Raw genomic sequence first — 14,813 nt, forward strand, 5'->3', positions numbered from 1 at the left:
GCACATGCGGTGGCGATTCCGGAACGGAGTCAGGAGCGTGCTGACCGTGATCACGCTGGTGGCGGTGGCCGGGGCCTGTGCCCCCGCCTCCCCGCGCTGCGGACCGAAGGAGCGGCACCCGCCGCCACCGCCCCCCAGTGGACGACCACCTGGGGAGCGGCCGTGCAGCAGGCGGCCAGTGGTCCGGCCGACATCGACCGCAACTGGTCCGAGGAGGGGTTCGCCGACCAGACGCTGCGGCAGGTCCTCCGGGTCAGTGTCGGCGGCACCAAGCTCCGCCTGCGCCTGTCCAACGCCTACGGGACCAAGCCCCTGCACATCGCAGGCGCCACCCTCGCCCGCTCCGACGGCGGCCCGAAGGCCAGGCCCGGCACCATCGAGGAACTCACCTTCCGCGGCGCACGCGCCACCACCATCCCGGTCGGCCGCGACCTCCTCACCGACGCCCTCCCGTTCCCCACCTCGGCCCTGGAAAAGCTGACCGTCTCCCTCCGCCTCGACCGCCCCACCGGCCCCGCCACCGTCCACCGCTTCACCACGGCCACGTCCTACCGCGCCCCCGGCGACCACCTGCGCACCGTCTTCACCGACGCCTTCGACCGGAACACGTCCTACGCCTGGTACTACCTCACCGCGGCCGAGGTCACCGGCCGCCCCCGCACCCCCACCGACCAGCGCGCCGCCCTCCTCGCCGACTCCGCCGAGGCGCCCCCCGCGCCCTTCGCCCGCCCCGTCCCCTCGTCCTTCCTCGTCTTCGGCGACTCCCTGATCGACGGCGTCGGCACCACCCCCGGCACCGACAACCGCTTCTCCGACAAGCTGGCCGAACGCCTCCTCGCCGCCCGCCGCCCCCAAGGCGCCGTCAACGCGGGCCTGGCCGGCGACAGCCTCCTCCGCGATTCCCCCTGCTACGGCGAAAAGGCCCTCACCCGCTTCGAGAAAACCCTCCGCGAACACCCCGACCTCGGCACCGTCTTCATCCACATCGGCGCCAACGACCTGGCCAAAACCGGCCCCGGCAACCCCTGCATGAAGCCCCACCCCCGGTGACCGCCCGCCGGCTCATCGACGCCCACCGCACCCTCATCCGCCAGGCCCACGCCCACGGCCTCAAGGCCGTCGGCCTGACGATCCTCCCCGTCCGCGGCGCCGTCTTCCCCTTCACCGACGCCGTCGGCGACAAGGTCCGCCAAGAACTCAACACCTGGATCCGCACCAGCGGCGCCTACGACACCGTCCTGGACGCCGCCCACATCCTCACCGACCCCACCACCGGCCGCACCGCCCCCGGCTACGTCTCCGAAGACGGCCTCCACCCCAGTGATGCCGGCTACGCAGCCCTCGCCTCAGCAGTAAACCTGAACGACCTGTACCCCCCCGCCCCAAGCCCGCCCCCGTCCCCTCCCTCCCCGCGCCCCGAAGCACCCCCGTTCCTCCCCACCGCTCACGACACCCCCGTCCCCCCCGGGCCGCTCGTCCGGCCCCTCCCGGGCCCCAGCGCCCGGGCCCCTGAACCGCCCCGGCCAGGTGCCCCCCGTCCCTGGCCGGGGCTCCCGGAGGCGTTTCCGCCCCCACCCCGAACCGCCCCGACCGGGTGCCCCCCGTCCCCGGTCGGGGCTCCTGCCCGCCCCTCACCCGCTGCGGGCCTCTCGGACCGCCCCGGCCAGGTGCTCACCCGCCCTGGCCGGCTTGGGGTTCTTGACCCCGGGGGTCATCAGCCCGGTGCTCCGAAGCGGCATCGACATGACATGAAGGTGGGTGTGCCCCCCGATCCCATAGCTGCCCGCCTCGGGCCGGAAGCGTTCGAACCACCGACCAGAATCAAACTCCTGTGTGAAATCCTGTCGTTATTTGGTGAGAGCCGCTGTTCGGTGAGGAAGGCGTGGGCGGCGGTGGCCAGGGTGACGTGGTGATGCCGGCCCGGCCAGGAGCGTCCTTCGAAGTGGTCGAGTCCCAGGCCGTGTCTGAGTTCGCGGTAGTCGTGCTCGACGCGCCGGCGCAGCTTCGCCCGGCGCACCAGGTCCTAGAACCTGTCTCTACCAGGAGCTTCATCGGTTCACAGATCTGTCCGACACGCGGCTGACGCGGTCAGACGGGAGAAGGCTCGCTGTGCGGCCTCCGGGGGAGGGTGCCGGGCTGCGGCATGCGCTGGGCGCGGCCCGTAAATCCGCTGTGTGAAAAGTGGGCTGGGTGGCTCCCGCCTGGGGACGGTGGACGACGCGACCGGTCGCCGGCCGCAGGTGCAGGTGATTTCGCCGCCGGTCTCGCCATGGCGGCGTCATCCGTACTGTCCGCCATTCCGAGCAGCGGTCTTTCCGGTGGTCAGCAGATCACTGTGTCGGGGCGGGCTACACGCCCCGCACCCGGGTCGGTATCGCCGGGTGAGGTGAGCGGCGCGACCGACAAGGTAGGAATTTCCTCTGTTCTGGCCAGTAACGTCAGAGTGCCTCCGTCGAATGTTTCTCCGGCCGTAGAACGAGCAGAAGCAACGCGGTGGCTCCCGCCGTGAACAGGCCTGGCGCGAGAACGCGCCGGAACATGTCGTTGTGGGTGGCCATGTACTGCTCGGAAGCACCCGCACGCAAGCGCGCGACCATCGGATAGTCCATGAGCTGCAAGGTCCGTACGAAACCGGTGGTACAGACGACCGCCAGCGTGTGGACGATGACCACGGCCGACGTGAGGCGTCGGCCGCGAACGTCCTGGCTCCTGCGATGGGAGTGGGAGTGGCGTGGTGGGTGGATGACGAGGGCGGGCCGAATGGCGGACGCGGTCTCCACCGGCTCCGTCGCGCCCGGCATCGCGATCCTGGCGGTCCTGATGGCTCTGCTCACCGAACCGTGGCCGCGACGATCCTCCCGTACGACCGTTCCGGCGCCCGGCGGCGCTCCGGCGGAAGGAGAGACGGCGGCTGTGGCCTTTGACGCCTCGATCCCGTGGTCAAGCTGGTGTCGGCGGTGGATCCGCGGATTCGCCGCCGGCACCAGTTGTCGGCAGAGGCAAGCTCACGCCGTATTGATGTCGCGCTGTGTCAGGAACCGCTTGCCATGGCCGCTCGGACCAAGCCTGTGCCCGCGTGTATCTCCAGGCGGGTCAGTCCCTGCCGCTCCGATTCCGGAGCGCTCCAGGACATGGTGGCGAACGGACCGGCGCCGGTCTCGGTCGTGGTCACCGGCCCTCGAAAGCGTTGGTCGAGTTGTTCCACGAAAGCGGTCAGCGCCGCCGTCGGGGAATCCGTGTCCCAAGCAGTCGGGCCTGAGTGTCCCCCCAGCACAAGTGTGCTGTGTTCATCGGCCGACAGAGTGTCGACAACGAAGTCGCCCGCGAGGGGACGCCATTGTTCCACCAGTTCTGACACTGCGGACCGGGCGGCCGTCTCATCGAGCCCTTCGATTTCGGCAGTGAACGATACCTGGAGTGACGTCAAATCCTGTACCAGACCGGACATCTCCGCCAGTTCTCCAGCGGTGAAGGGCGGAACGGAGTCTTGGTCATCCGTGTCGAGGTCGAGGTCTTCGTCGTCCTCGTCCGCCTCTTCCGGCCCACCCGCCGGCGGATCCATGGGGTCCGCGCCGATCTGGGCGTACAGCGCGTAGGTTCCGCACGCGGTACGGCCGTTCTGCCACTCTCGTTCATTCGCCGAAACATCGCCGGAGGTGCCAGTGGCATCGTCGACGGTGAATTTCTCGTCGTCCAGTCCCAAGCGCCGGACCAGTGGCCGAACCGTCGTGGTGAGCCGTGTGTCCGGGCGTTCGGTCTCCACGCAGGGGAGGACCAGCAGCAGTTCCACGAGGTAGCCCCGTCGAAGGCCGTCCGGGTCGGCCTCTTCGAATTGGACAGCCCGTGGGTCGAGTTCCTCGATGAGCGGAAGGGAGATGCGCATCGCGGCAGATGCGGACTCGGCCCCTGCTGTGTTCAAGCAGATTCGGACGACAACGTCCGTCGGCTCGAATTGCATCAGTGGGTCACATATCCTTCCTTTGAGATGTTGGCGTGTGAGTAATCTTTGCCCTGGTTCTTACTTCCGGCGAAGATCTCGAACTTCTTCCCCTTGGGTATTTGCACGTCCCATTCGTCTTTTCCGTCGGTCGCGCGCTTCCAGATGTTACCGTAGGCGTCCTTGTACCCGCCGCCGCGAACCTGCGGCGCCTTCGGGTTCCAGTCCTTGCGCGGCACAAAAGGTACCGGTCCACTCGTCGGCAGGTTCTTGGACTGCGCGGTCTTGAGGAATTGCTTGTTCCCGTATCGCTTGGCAGCGTCACCGGACAGCTTGTTCATCTTGGTGAGAGCGGCGTGCCACTGCGTGGGTGACAGATGACTGATGCTCTTGGTCGCATTGGCGACCCAGTCGAGATCGGTCGCGTGTTTGGCGAGGTGCTCGAACTTCTCGATGTACTTGGCGAACTTCGCCGGCTTGGCCAGCATGTCCCCGGCCAGCGGAATAAAGGAGGCCAGCGAGAGGCTGGCGCCCGTCCAATCTCCCTGGAAGAGGCTGATGATCCCGGAAGCGCCGTCGCTGATCGGAGTCGGATCAAAAATACCGGCGACGTCGAGGACCAATGCGGCCTTGTCCGCGTCGGAAAGACCGCCTTCGTCACCAAGTTCTTCGCTCGGGCCGTCGTAGTCCTCGCTGCTGCCGTCGCCGATTTCGACGTCCTGGTTGTTCTTCGCCTCTTCGGCCAGCTTCGCGATGACATCCTGGACGGCTGAGATCGCCGCCGTGGCGGCCTCTGCGGCATCCTTGCCCGCTGCTATGGCCGAAGCGGCGGCGCGGTCCGCCTGCTGGTAGGCGAAGTCGGCAGAGGCAGCCGCACGGTCGGCGGACGCGGCGGCCTGCCGAGCGGAGGACGTGGCAGCGGCGGCGGCACTGTTCGCCGTCGCCGCGGCTTGCTTGGCCTGCCGGGCGGACTCCGCGGCCTGCGCGGCTGACCGGTCGGCCTCCCGCGCCGAGTCCTTCGCCTGGTCGGCGTAGCCCTTGGCGGCGTCGGACGACTCCTTGGCCTGCCGGGCGTACTCGTTCGCCTCGTCCGATGCCCTGCGGGCCCGGGCTTCGGCTGCGGCCGCCTGCGCGGCGTTGTCCTTCGCTGTCGCTGCCGTGCGCTGGGCGTCCGAGACGAGCCGGTTGACCTCCGCGACATGGACGGCAGTGTCGAAGTCCCGTTTGGCGGCCCTGTACTGCGTCACGCTTACGAACTTGCGCAGCATGGCAGGCGGCCCGGCCAGGGCGGCCTCCGCCGCGGCTTTCACGGTGGCGCCTCCCTTGCTCATGATCCGGACGGTCTCGGCGCGGTCGTCTTCCTCACGTGCCGCGTACTGCCCTTCTCGCAGAAAGGCCCGCAACGGCTCGGTGGTTCCCGCGTCGATGGCGGCGCTGCCCTGCTTCTTGACGGCCGGGCCGCCGGCATTCATCAGCCGCAGCACTTCGGCACGGTAGTCGTCTGCCTGAGCAGTGTGCTGGCCTGTCTGGAGGAACTTCTCGATGTCGGCGGCAGAGCCGTTCAGTGCTTCCAGGGCGCCCTTCTTCACACCTGGGTTCCCGGAGTCGGCGAGATGGTTCACGCGAGCGCGGTCGTCCTGCTCGGATGCCGTCCGACGCGCCTCACGCAGCCATGCCAGTACGTCCGCGTCGGTTCCTGACAATGCCGCCGCGGACGCGCGCTGGGTCCACGGTCCTCCGGTGGTCAGCAGGCGCATGGCCGCCCGTCGACCCTTGCCGGCTGCGACGGCGGGTTCGGTGCCCGCGGCGTCGGCCTCGGTGAGGAGCTGCTGGGTCTCCTTGTCGCGGCGGGTCGATTCCGCCTGGTCCCACTCCAGGTCGGCGCGTTGCTCGCGCTCTTTGTCCTTGAGTTCTTCGGCCGCCTGGACAGCCCGGTCCTTGTCGGCGGCCAGCTCGGCCGCCTCCGCCTTGCGGGCTGTCTGCTCGACGTCGCGGGCCTGCTGGGCTGCCTTGGCCGCGTCATTGGCGGCGCTGACCGCGGCAGCGGCGTGCTTCTTCGCCTTGTCCGCCCACTGGCTGGCTTCACCGGCATGCTTGGCGGCGTCCTCGGCCGCCGCGGCGGCTTCGTCCGCATTCTTGGCGGCGGCGTTCGCGGCGGTGTTCGCTTCCTTTGCGGCGGCCGCGGCCGTATTGGCCAGCGCTTCCGCAGCGTTGGCCGCCCGGGTGGCGGTGGCTGCCGCTCGACGTGCCTTCGCCGCGGCTGCCGACGCCCGTCGAGCTTCTGCTCCGGCGGTGGCCGAATACGAGCCTGCCTGGGCGGCCGCCGTCGCGGCGGCAGCGGCGTGGGCACCGGCGCGGGCCGCGGCCTGAGCCGAGTCGACCGCGTCGAAGATGGCGTTGAGCGCGTTGAGCGCGGCGCCGGCGGCGTTGCGCGCGTCGGCCGCGGCGTTCCGCGCTTGCTGAGCCGCCTTGCGAGCGGTTGCGGCCTGGTTCGCGTCCTGGGCCGCGGCGCTGGCGGACTGGTACGCCTGTGAGGCGGCCCGGCCTGCGGCAGCCGCGGCGGAGGCGGCGGCGGAGGCGGCGTTGGCAGCCGCCCGGGCAGCCGAGGTAGCCGTGTTCGCCGCCTCGACAGCGGTACGTGACGCCTCCGCCGCGGAGTCCGCGGCATCCGCTGCCCGGCCTGCGGCGTCGGCTGCCTTCTGCGCGTTGTCCTTGGCGGCCGCCGTGGCCTCGGCGGCCCGCCGGGCCGCCTCCTTGGCCTCCTTTGCGGCGGTCTCGGCGCGGGTCGCGGCCTCCTTGGCCGCGTCGGTCTCGCGCTTCGCCCGCTTGCCGGCTTCCGTGGCGGCTTCGGCGAGCTGGGTGACGGTCAGGGTTTCCTGGTCGCGGGCGCGTGCTGCCTGCTGCCCGTTGTCCAGGAATTCCTTGACGTCTTCGGCCGAGCCGCTCAGTGCGTCCTGGGCGGCCTTCTTCACCTGCGGGCCGCCCTCGCGCATGACCTTCAGCGCCCGGACCCGGTCGTCCTCCTGCTGGGCCTTTGCCCGGCCGGAAGCCAGGAAGTCCGCCAGCGCGTCGGCGGAGCCGTTGTCAAGTGCCTTTTGTCCGGCTTCCTGGACCGCACGGTCACCGTTGTGCATCGCCTGGAGCACGGCTGCCCGCTGGTCATCGGCGAAGGGTGACCGGAACCCCGATTCGAGGAACCTGCGTATGTCGTCCGCGGTTCCGTCCAGGGCCTTCTGCGCAGCCTCCCGCACCCCTTGCCGCTGGTGTTCAGCATGCGTATCACGGTGAGGCGGTCGTCTTCTTCGGCGGCTATGCGTCGGCCTTCGGCAAGGAACTTCTTGATGTCCTCGTCCGAGCCGACCAAGGCCCTCTGCGCGGCCTCCTTGACCCCCGGCCGCCGTCCCGCCAGGCCTCCAGTACCTGTGCCCGCTGGCTCAGCGGTTGTGTCTGGGCACCGGGCTCCGCAGTCGCCGCAAGGGCGGCCGGAGTGCCTAACACCCCTGCGCACAGGGTCACGACCGCAGTCGCGACGACCACAGCCCTCTTGCCCGCCGCATAGAGCGGCGACGTTCTGTGTCGGTACATGCTTCCTCAAGGTCTCTCGGCCCGTTCGGGCCCGTCGGTGTGTCACCTGACGGCGTGGCAGAGCAGGCTCGCACGCCGCGCGACATCCGGGGAATCATCGCCGAACAATTCGGCCATGCGCGGCGATGCATCACGAGTAGGTATCGAAACGGCGGAGCAGGCACGGAGGTTACTAGCCGAACATGGCAATAGATGTGTGCATTTCGGGCGCAGTTGTTCGCATCTTTGGCATGTGTGCTTCAAGCTGCATTTTGCGGCCCACGAGAGGTTCGCCGTCAGGTGATACCAATATGCGAACTGGCCCGGAATACCCGTGAGTTCGCCTGTCGCCGTACTGTCGGCAAGGCGGCCGTACCCGGAGGTACCGACGAAGGCCTGTCCCCGCACGCGTGTCACGCGTGCGGCCTTTTCATTGCGAAGAACCACGAGGGTGAGGAACCGTGAAGGCGACTTCTCGACTGCTGGCTGCCGGAGCTGCGGCTGCTGCCGCAGTGCTTCTGGCGGGAACGGGAGCAACGGCTGCGGGGCAGCCGGATCAGGCGGCCTCTTCGGAGCCGTCGGGGGTGGAGGATTTCAACTACCCGCAGGCCGACAAGATCTTCAAGGAGACCGGCCTGCTCCTCAAGCGGGGTGACGGGCACATCGTGCTCGCGGACTGTGACAGTGCCCCGGGGCTGGTCGAGGTTTTCGCGCGCGACAAGGGCAAGTTCTGCTTCCGTGTGACCGGCAAGCAGGGTTATCTGAGCATGGAACTCGACCGCGTGTACGCCATCAGGGGAAACGACTTCGCACTTCGCGCCAACATGAAGGTGAAGGAGCGCAGCGTGTCCTTCGACGTGGCGAAGAACACCTGGACGGCAGTGGGAGAGACCGCGGATCCCAACAACCGGGATCACACGCTGCTGGAACTCATCACCACCAAGTGACCCGACCCTCGTCATGTGGCATCAGTGCCACCGCTGCACCGGAACGCGGCGCGCCCAGGCGGCCCCGTCCGACGCTGCAGCTCTCGCTGCAGCGGGAATTACCGAAGGAGACAACGTGTTCGGCAAGATCCCGCGTGCGACGCGGCTTACCGGCATACTCGCCGGCGGAATCACCGCAGGCCTGCTGACTGCCATGCCCGCACACGCGGTGGTCGGCACCGCGGCGAAAGACGGCGAGTACGCCTTCACCGCTCAGATCAACATCGCCGGTGCGCGCGGCTGCTCCGGCGTGCTGGTGGACCCGCAGTGGATACTGACCGCCAGCAGGTGCTTCGCGGACAACCCCGACCAGGACTTCAAGATCGCGGCAGGGGCCCCGAAGAAGAAGACGACCGCCGTCATCGGTCGCACGGACATGACCAGCGACAAGGGTCAGACCGCGGACGTCGTGGAACTCGTGCCCCGCGAGGAACGCGATCTGGTGATGGCCAGGCTCGCCAAACCCGTCGCGGGAATCGCTCCGGCGACCGTGGCGGCCACCGTGCCGGGCCCTGGCGACCAGGTGCAGGTCGCCGGCTACGGACGGACCAAGGAGGAGTGGGCTCCCGACCGCCTGCACTCCGCCGCCTTCACCGTGAACGCGACGGACGCCGCGTCGCTGAAGATCAGTGGTGCCTCCGGTGCCGCCCTGTGCCCCGGTGACACGGGCGCCCCTGTCGTGCGGACCGGCGCGAAGGGGGTGGAACTGGTCGGCATCAGCAGCACCTCCCGGCAGGCCGGCTGCTTCGGTATCGACCCGAGCGAGACGCGTACGGAGGCCACGGCTACTCGCGTGGACGACCTGGCGGCGTGGGTCCAGGCGATTCGCTACCGTACGGTCTTCCCCAGCGCGCCGTGGGGCAAGGCCACGCACGTCGCGTCGGGGTACTTCACCGGTGGTTCGGCGGGCGGCACCCGGCACATGGACATGATCGTGCGCTGGAACGACGCCGAGGTGACCCTGTACCAGGGCGCGGAGGACAAGGACGCCAAGGCCCCCTTCGTCGCCGAGTACCAGCTCGCGGCGCCCAACACCCCGACGAAGAAGAGCACCTGGGACTACGCGCGGGGGATCACCGGAGCGAGCTTCGGCAACGGCTCGGACGGCCTGGTGGTGCGCTGGAGCGACGGTGAGCTGACGCAGTACACCCACGTGGACAAGAAGGGTTTCCACGGGGAGAAGCAGCTCGCCCCGGCCGGCAACACGACGTGGGGCCACGCCGCGCAGATCACCGCGGGCCGCTACTCGGCCAACGCGCAGCGCGACGACCTGGTGGTCGTCTGGGACGACGGCCACGTCACGCTACACCCCGACCTGGACACCAACGGCGTCAAGACGAGCGCGCTGCGGACGCTGGTCAACAAGAACACCACGTGGCCGCACGCCACGCAGGTCACCTCGGGCGAGTTCACCGGCAAGAAGACCGCGGATCTGCTGGTGCGCTGGTCCGACGGTGAGGCCACCATCTATCCGGGCATCGACACCGCCGGCCTGCACGGCGAGACGCAGATCCGCCCGCAGGGTTCCGCCTGGACCAACGCGACCGTGGTCGGCGCGGGTGCCTTTGTCGCCAACGACCGGCCCAACGACGTCATGGTGCGCTGGGCCAACGGCTCGCTGAGCATGTACCCGGGCGTCGACGCCGCGGGCCTGCACGACGAGGTCAAGATCGTCGGCTGATCGGTCTCCTGACTGGACCTGGACGGGCCGCCGCGGAGCAGCCTTTCCGGCCCTGGGCGGGGCCCCGCCCGGTGCAGCACCGGGCGGGGCCCCGCCGCTCTTACGGCAATGTTTGCACCGCCGGACGGCGAAGGTGTCGGAGGGGCTTTCGGGTCCACCCGTTCAGGGGGAGGGAAAGCGGAGCTCGGCTGAACCGAATCCCGCAGCTTCACCGACTGCGGGTGTTGTGAGGGTTTACGGGGTGCCGCTGACTGCGGGGAAGTGGGCTCGGTGGCCAAGCCGAGTGGTGAGATGTGCTGGGGAACGTGGGCCTTGCCGCCGTACTTGCCGAAGTGATCCTCTGCCCCCATGAAAGGGATGCGCGCAGAGGCAGTTATCCGCTTCCATGGTGTGAGCAGGTGGTGTAGACGGCGCGAGGCTCGACTGCTGCTTGCCGTGGGCCAACACCGCTTCACCGGCCTGTGCAGAAAGCATTCGTTTTCCCTTTAGTGGCGGTCGCCCGGCATTGTCATGGCCGTGTTGTGCGGAGTGTCGTATACCTCTTGCGGGCGTGGTGTGTTGCTTGGGCGCGCGTGGATTCCCGTCGCGAGGGAACGCGATATCGCCCCCCATTCGTGATGTCAGGAAAAGGAAAAATGGACAGCATACGTGTTCGCAGGGCGTTGATGACGGCAGTGACCGCGGTGGCGGTGTCCGGTGGTGCGGTGGCTACGGCCGTACCGGCTCAGGCCGTTGGCGGTGCGCCCGCGGAGGGTGGCTCACCGGCGTCCGTCGTGCAGCCGGGCGCCGGTGTCGGTGCCTCCGCGCCGTGGGGCAAGGCCACGCACATCGCCACGGGGTACTTCACCGGTGGTTCCGCGGGCGGCGCCCGGCACATGGACATGATCGTGCGGTGGAGCGATGCCGAGGTGACCCTCTACGAGGGTGCGGACGGCAAGGACCCCAAGCGGCCCTTCTCCGCCGAACACCAGCTGGCGGCGCCCAACTCCGCTGCCAAGAAGAGTGCGTGGAACTTCGCGGAGGGGATCACGGGAGCCAGTTTCGGCAACGGCTCGGACGGGCTCGTGGTGCGCTGGAGCGACGGGGAGCTGACCCAGTACACCCACGTCGACAAGAACGGCTTCCACGGCGAGAAGCAGCTCGCCCCGGCCAACGACAAGGCGTGGGGCCACGCCGCGCAGATCACCGCCGGCCGCTTCACGGCCAACGCGCAGCGCGACGACCTAGTGGTCGTCTGGGACGACGGCCAGGTCACGCTCCACCCCGACCTGGACACCAACGGCGTCAAGCCGGCCGCCGAGAAGACGCTGGTGCCGGCGAACGCCACGTGGCAGCACGCCGCGCAGGTCACCGCGGGCGAGTTCACCGGCAAGAAGACCGCGGACCTGCTGGTGCGGTGGGCGGACGGTGAGGCCGCCATCTACCCGGGCGTGGACACCGAGGGCCTGCACGGTGAGACGCAGATCCGGCAGGGGAAGTCCGAGTGGCTCCACGCCACGGTGGTCGGCGCGGGTGCCTTCGTCGCCAACGAGCGGCCCAACGACGTCCTGGTGCGCTGGGCCGACGGCACGCTGAGCATGTACCCGGGCGTTGACGCCAAGGGTCTGCACGACGAGGTCGTGATCGACGGCTGAGTCGCGTCGGTGATCGGGCCCGGTCGGCCCGCCCGCGGCAGTACGGCGGGCGGGCCGACCGGGCCTCCGCCTCAGGCCGTCATCGCGAGTGAGGCGTGCGCATAGGGTTGTCGACATGTCACTGAGCCACCTCACCCTCTCGTCCGGCCGTTCGATCCAGCTCGACGAGCTGCGTATGTCTTCGACCTACGGAGGAATGCTGGAGGGTTACCCGTGCAAGCTCGTCAACGACATGAAGGTCAGCGGCCTCAAGCAGCAGGCTGAGCGTGCGTTTCCCGCCGCACCGGTCCACCTGGTTCCCCCTTCCGCGAGTACCCGGACGACCGGGCCGCCGGCGCCTTCGGGCCCGTCGAGGTGCTGCCTGCCGTGGCTTGCGTCGGTGCCTTCCGCTCGACAGCGGTCGCCCCTGAGCTCGACCAGGTGCTGCACCGTTCCGCCCTCATCGTGATCTGGTTCCAGACCGGCTTGGACGTCCCGTCGGGCGAGGACGCAGACCTCGCGCTTCGCAGCACTGACTGGGAAGGGCTGGCGCAGGACCACGAGCTCTAGCGACGGGTGCCGATCACAGCCACCCGTTGATGGCCGGGAAGCCACCCGTTGATGGCCGGGACGGTGCAGCGCACCCCGGCGGCGCAGGTGGGCGCGCGGCGGACCGTGGAGCCGGCGCGCCACCTCGGGCCGGGGGCCGCGGTTGTTGCCGCGTTCCTTGCGCCACCAGTCCTCCTTCGCGTCCGCGGTCACGAACAGGACGTCGCACCGGCGCCGGGACGCCTCGCGCGGCAGCTGTTCCCATACGAAGAAGTCGCCGACCGCGCCGTAACCGTCCTTCTTCGCGTCCATGTACCCGGGCGGTACGCGCTCTCCGACCCGCCGGCGCCCCAGCGCGAGCAGTCCGGCGGTCTCCGCGGAGATCTTCGTTGTCCGCGCCGTCCGCCGTGTCGCTCACCATTGCCGTCCCTGTCAACTGCGCCTGGTGCCGCGCGCCTTGGCGGGGCGGGCGAGGGTGGGGTGGTGGTGGCAGGCAGGTGTGGTGACGGGGGCGTGCGGTCGTGCGTGGGGAGCATGGCCTCTGAGGTCATGGCCGGTCCGCAGGGGCCTCGGTAGGGTCGGCCGCATGGGAGTTGAGCAACCTCCGCGGGTCGGTGTGCTGTTGCGCGAGTGGCGGCTGCGACGGAAGCTCAGTCAGCTGGAGCTGGCTCTGCGCGCGGACACCTCGTCGCGGCATCTGTCCTGTGTGGAGACCGGGCGCGCCCGGCCCAGCCAGAAGATGGTGCTGCGCCTGGCCCGCCATCTGGACGTACCGCTGCGCGAACGCAACAGCCTGCTGATGGCCGCGGGCTACGCGCCCGTCTACCGCGAACGTCCGCTGGAGGGCGAGGACATGCGCGCGGTGCGTGCGGCGGTGGACATGCTGCTGGAGGGGCATGAGCCGTACCCGGCAGTCGTCGTCGACCGGCTGTGGAACGTGGTGCGCGCCAACCGCGCGATGGGCGTCCTGCTCGACGTGGCCCCGCCGGAACTGCTGGCGCCCACGCCGAACGCGATGCGGCTGGCCCTGCATCCAGAGAGCCTCCCGGCATACGCGATCGACTACGGGGAGGTGCGCGCGTACCTGCTCGGCGGGCTGGCGCAGCAGGCGCACACCACCGGGGATCCCGCACTGAGGGCCCTGTACGAGGAGGTCCGCGCCTACGAGGTGCCCGCGCACGAGACCCCGGCCCCGCCGCAGGAGCGCGGACCGCGCGAAGCGGTGGTGCCGATGCGGTTCCGGACTCCGTACGGGGAACTGGCGATGTTCAGCAGCATCGCCACCTTCGGCGCACCGGCCGACGTCACGCTCTCGGAGCTGGCGATCGAGCTGTTCTTTCCGATGGATGAGCGGACGGAGCGGGTGTTGCGGGGGCGTGGGGGGCGTGCTGGTGGGTCGGGGGTATCCGGTGTGCCGGGTGCTTCGGGTGCGCTCGGTGGGGCCGGTGGGACTGGGGAACTCCTGGTGGATGCGGTGGATGCGGTGGATGCGGTGGATGCGGCAGGTGCGGCGGGCGCGGTGGAAGGGGCTGGACGATGATGGACGTACCCGCGGCGTTCTCGCGCGACCACGGCCTTGCGGCGGATCCCCGGTCGCTCGCCGGACTGTTGCGAGGCGAAACCTTCCGCCACCGTGGTGCGCAGCGGGTACGCCCCGGAGGACCGCCGGCGCTTGGCCGAGCTGAAGACCACGTACGACCCGGGCAACATCTTTCGACTCAACTACAGCTTTCCCCCTTCGGGGCAGGGGGCCTGACGTGCACACAGGGTGAGGGGAGTGGGGCGGGCGCGCAGGGTGTGGGAGGCGTGGCGCTCCGGTGCGGGCCGTAGACCGATGCGGGAAAGGTGCCGGTTTTGTCAGCGTTTCTGACCGTTTGCCCGCGACTCTCCCTTTATGGTGTTGTCGCTGGTCAGTGGTGTGCCTCGGGGCGGCGGCCCGATGAGACGGCCGTACGGTGCCCGGTCTGCTCCACTCGTGCCGGTGCGGCTGCTCCCGGTTCCGTCAGCGAAGCACCGTTATGAGGAATTAGTTATCTTAATTCTGATTCGCCCGTATGCCGCAGTCACCCGCTGTGAGGCGCGTTCGTTGACGACGTATGACTGACACGATCGTTTCCCCCACGCGCCAGCTCGGCTCCTGGCAGCTCAGCTCGACCGTGCCCCGCAGCGCGCCCGACGTCCGTCCCGACGTCCATCTGCTGCGCCCCGGGCAGCGCGTGCGGCTGGAGTACACCGGTGACCTGCTGGAACAGCTGCTGGCAGCCCTCGACGGCATCAAGGACGGCCGGTAACGGCTCCACCGGCGCCCGCCGCCCCTGCCGGGCGGCGCGTCGGCCGGCCCCTTCCCCACCGGCCACCACCGATTCCTGTGAGAGCTGTTGTGAACGACACCCCGCGGGCCCCCGTGCCTCCCGGTACCGGCCGGCACCGGCTGCCGCGCCAGAGCACGGAGCCCGGCGCCTTTCCCGGCGGCACCCCGTACC

General features: G+C 69.5%; 11 protein-coding genes and 4 pseudogenes. 9 read left to right on the forward strand and 6 right to left on the reverse strand.

All coding sequences use genetic code 11. From position 1 onward, the window contains the following. Nucleotides 1-162 precede the first annotated feature (162 nt). Together ACEXOX_RS35360 and ACEXOX_RS35365 are read left to right on the forward strand one after the other, a co-directional pair. Entirely contained in the window at nucleotides 163-1,050 is an 888-nt protein-coding gene (locus tag ACEXOX_RS35360) for a GDSL-type esterase/lipase family protein (RefSeq protein ID WP_406524939.1), read from the forward strand. Next, nucleotides 1,047-1,913, forward strand: coding sequence for a GDSL-type esterase/lipase family protein (locus ACEXOX_RS35365; RefSeq protein ID WP_406524940.1), 867 nt, complete (start codon nucleotides 1,047-1,049; stop codon nucleotides 1,911-1,913). Before ACEXOX_RS35360 ends, ACEXOX_RS35365 begins: the two co-directional genes overlap by 4 nt. Here ACEXOX_RS35365 and ACEXOX_RS35370 read toward each other — a convergent pair. The 5 genes and pseudogenes from ACEXOX_RS35370 to ACEXOX_RS35390 form a co-directional block, all read right to left on the reverse strand. Continuing rightward, a pseudogene (locus ACEXOX_RS35370) lies at nucleotides 1,853-2,023 on the reverse strand (IS701 family transposase); the annotation flags it as partial. The gene ACEXOX_RS35365 and the pseudogene ACEXOX_RS35370 sit on opposite strands and share 61 nt — an antisense overlap. Nucleotides 2,024-2,438: 415 nt before the next feature. Continuing rightward, a complete protein-coding gene (locus ACEXOX_RS35375; protein ID WP_406524941.1) occupies nucleotides 2,439-2,834 on the reverse strand; it encodes a hypothetical protein in 396 nt (131 codons plus the stop codon). 197 nt (nucleotides 2,835-3,031) lie between these two features. After that, nucleotides 3,032-3,958, reverse strand: coding sequence for a hypothetical protein (locus tag ACEXOX_RS35380; RefSeq protein ID WP_406524942.1), 927 nt, complete (start codon nucleotides 3,956-3,958; stop codon nucleotides 3,032-3,034). Then, nucleotides 3,958-7,188: an ALF repeat-containing protein gene (locus ACEXOX_RS35385; RefSeq protein WP_406524943.1), complete on the reverse strand. Its 3,231-nt coding sequence runs from the start codon at nucleotides 7,186-7,188 to the stop codon at nucleotides 3,958-3,960. Before ACEXOX_RS35385 ends, ACEXOX_RS35380 begins: the two co-directional genes overlap by 1 nt. A 68-nt stretch (nucleotides 7,189-7,256) precedes the next feature. Next, nucleotides 7,257-7,568, reverse strand: a pseudogene (locus tag ACEXOX_RS35390) (ALF repeat-containing protein); the annotation flags it as partial. Nucleotides 7,569-7,962: 394 nt separating this feature from the next. Here ACEXOX_RS35390 and ACEXOX_RS35395 point away from each other — a divergent pair. From ACEXOX_RS35395 to ACEXOX_RS35410, 4 genes and pseudogenes are all read left to right on the forward strand, one after another. Beyond that, nucleotides 7,963-8,448: a hypothetical protein gene (locus tag ACEXOX_RS35395; RefSeq protein ID WP_406524944.1), complete on the forward strand. Its 486-nt coding sequence runs from the start codon at nucleotides 7,963-7,965 to the stop codon at nucleotides 8,446-8,448. Nucleotides 8,449-8,563: 115 nt separating this feature from the next. Beyond that, on the forward strand, nucleotides 8,564-10,168 hold the full coding sequence (locus ACEXOX_RS35400; protein ID WP_406524945.1) for a S1 family peptidase: 1,605 nt from the start codon (nucleotides 8,564-8,566) through the stop codon (nucleotides 10,166-10,168). A 635-nt stretch (nucleotides 10,169-10,803) separates the two neighbouring features. Beyond that, a complete protein-coding gene (locus ACEXOX_RS35405) occupies nucleotides 10,804-11,802 on the forward strand; it encodes a hypothetical protein (RefSeq protein ID WP_406524946.1) in 999 nt (332 codons plus the stop codon). A gap of 115 nt (nucleotides 11,803-11,917) precedes the next feature. Continuing rightward, nucleotides 11,918-12,351, forward strand: a pseudogene (locus ACEXOX_RS35410) (hypothetical protein). A 135-nt stretch (nucleotides 12,352-12,486) separates the two neighbouring features. Here the strand turns inward: ACEXOX_RS35410 and ACEXOX_RS35415 are convergent. Beyond that, nucleotides 12,487-12,714 (reverse strand): annotated as a pseudogene (locus ACEXOX_RS35415) (PIN-like domain-containing protein); the annotation flags it as partial. 202 nt (nucleotides 12,715-12,916) lie between these two features. Here ACEXOX_RS35415 and ACEXOX_RS35420 point away from each other — a divergent pair. The 3 genes from ACEXOX_RS35420 (at nucleotide 12,917) to ACEXOX_RS35430 (ending at nucleotide 14,621) form a co-directional block, all read left to right on the forward strand. Further along, nucleotides 12,917-13,870 carry a helix-turn-helix domain-containing protein gene (locus tag ACEXOX_RS35420; protein WP_406524947.1) on the forward strand — a complete coding sequence of 318 codons (954 nt, stop codon included), beginning with the start codon at nucleotides 12,917-12,919 and terminating at the stop codon, nucleotides 13,868-13,870. A gap of 96 nt (nucleotides 13,871-13,966) precedes the next feature. After that, complete coding sequence (locus tag ACEXOX_RS35425) at nucleotides 13,967-14,086, forward strand: BBE domain-containing protein (protein WP_406526569.1); 120 nt, start codon at nucleotides 13,967-13,969, stop codon at nucleotides 14,084-14,086. Between the two features lie 340 nt (nucleotides 14,087-14,426). Then, complete coding sequence (locus ACEXOX_RS35430) at nucleotides 14,427-14,621, forward strand: hypothetical protein (protein WP_030024513.1); 195 nt, start codon at nucleotides 14,427-14,429, stop codon at nucleotides 14,619-14,621. Nucleotides 14,622-14,813 lie beyond the last annotated feature (192 nt).

The organism is Streptomyces sp. Ac-502 (assembly GCF_045222935.1).
GTDB lineage: Bacteria > Actinomycetota > Actinomycetes > Streptomycetales > Streptomycetaceae > Streptomyces > Streptomyces monomycini.

Coding starts and splice junctions, on each gene's coding strand:
- ACEXOX_RS35380 (WP_406524942.1), bottom strand. CDS start 3,958: ATGCAATTCGAGCCGACGGACGTTGTCGTCCGAATCTGCTTGAACACA.
- ACEXOX_RS35405 (WP_406524946.1), top strand. CDS start 10,804: ATGGACAGCATACGTGTTCGCAGGGCGTTGATGACGGCAGTGACCGCG.
- ACEXOX_RS35420 (WP_406524947.1), top strand. CDS start 12,917: ATGGGAGTTGAGCAACCTCCGCGGGTCGGTGTGCTGTTGCGCGAGTGG.
- ACEXOX_RS35430 (WP_030024513.1), top strand. CDS start 14,427: ATGACTGACACGATCGTTTCCCCCACGCGCCAGCTCGGCTCCTGGCAG.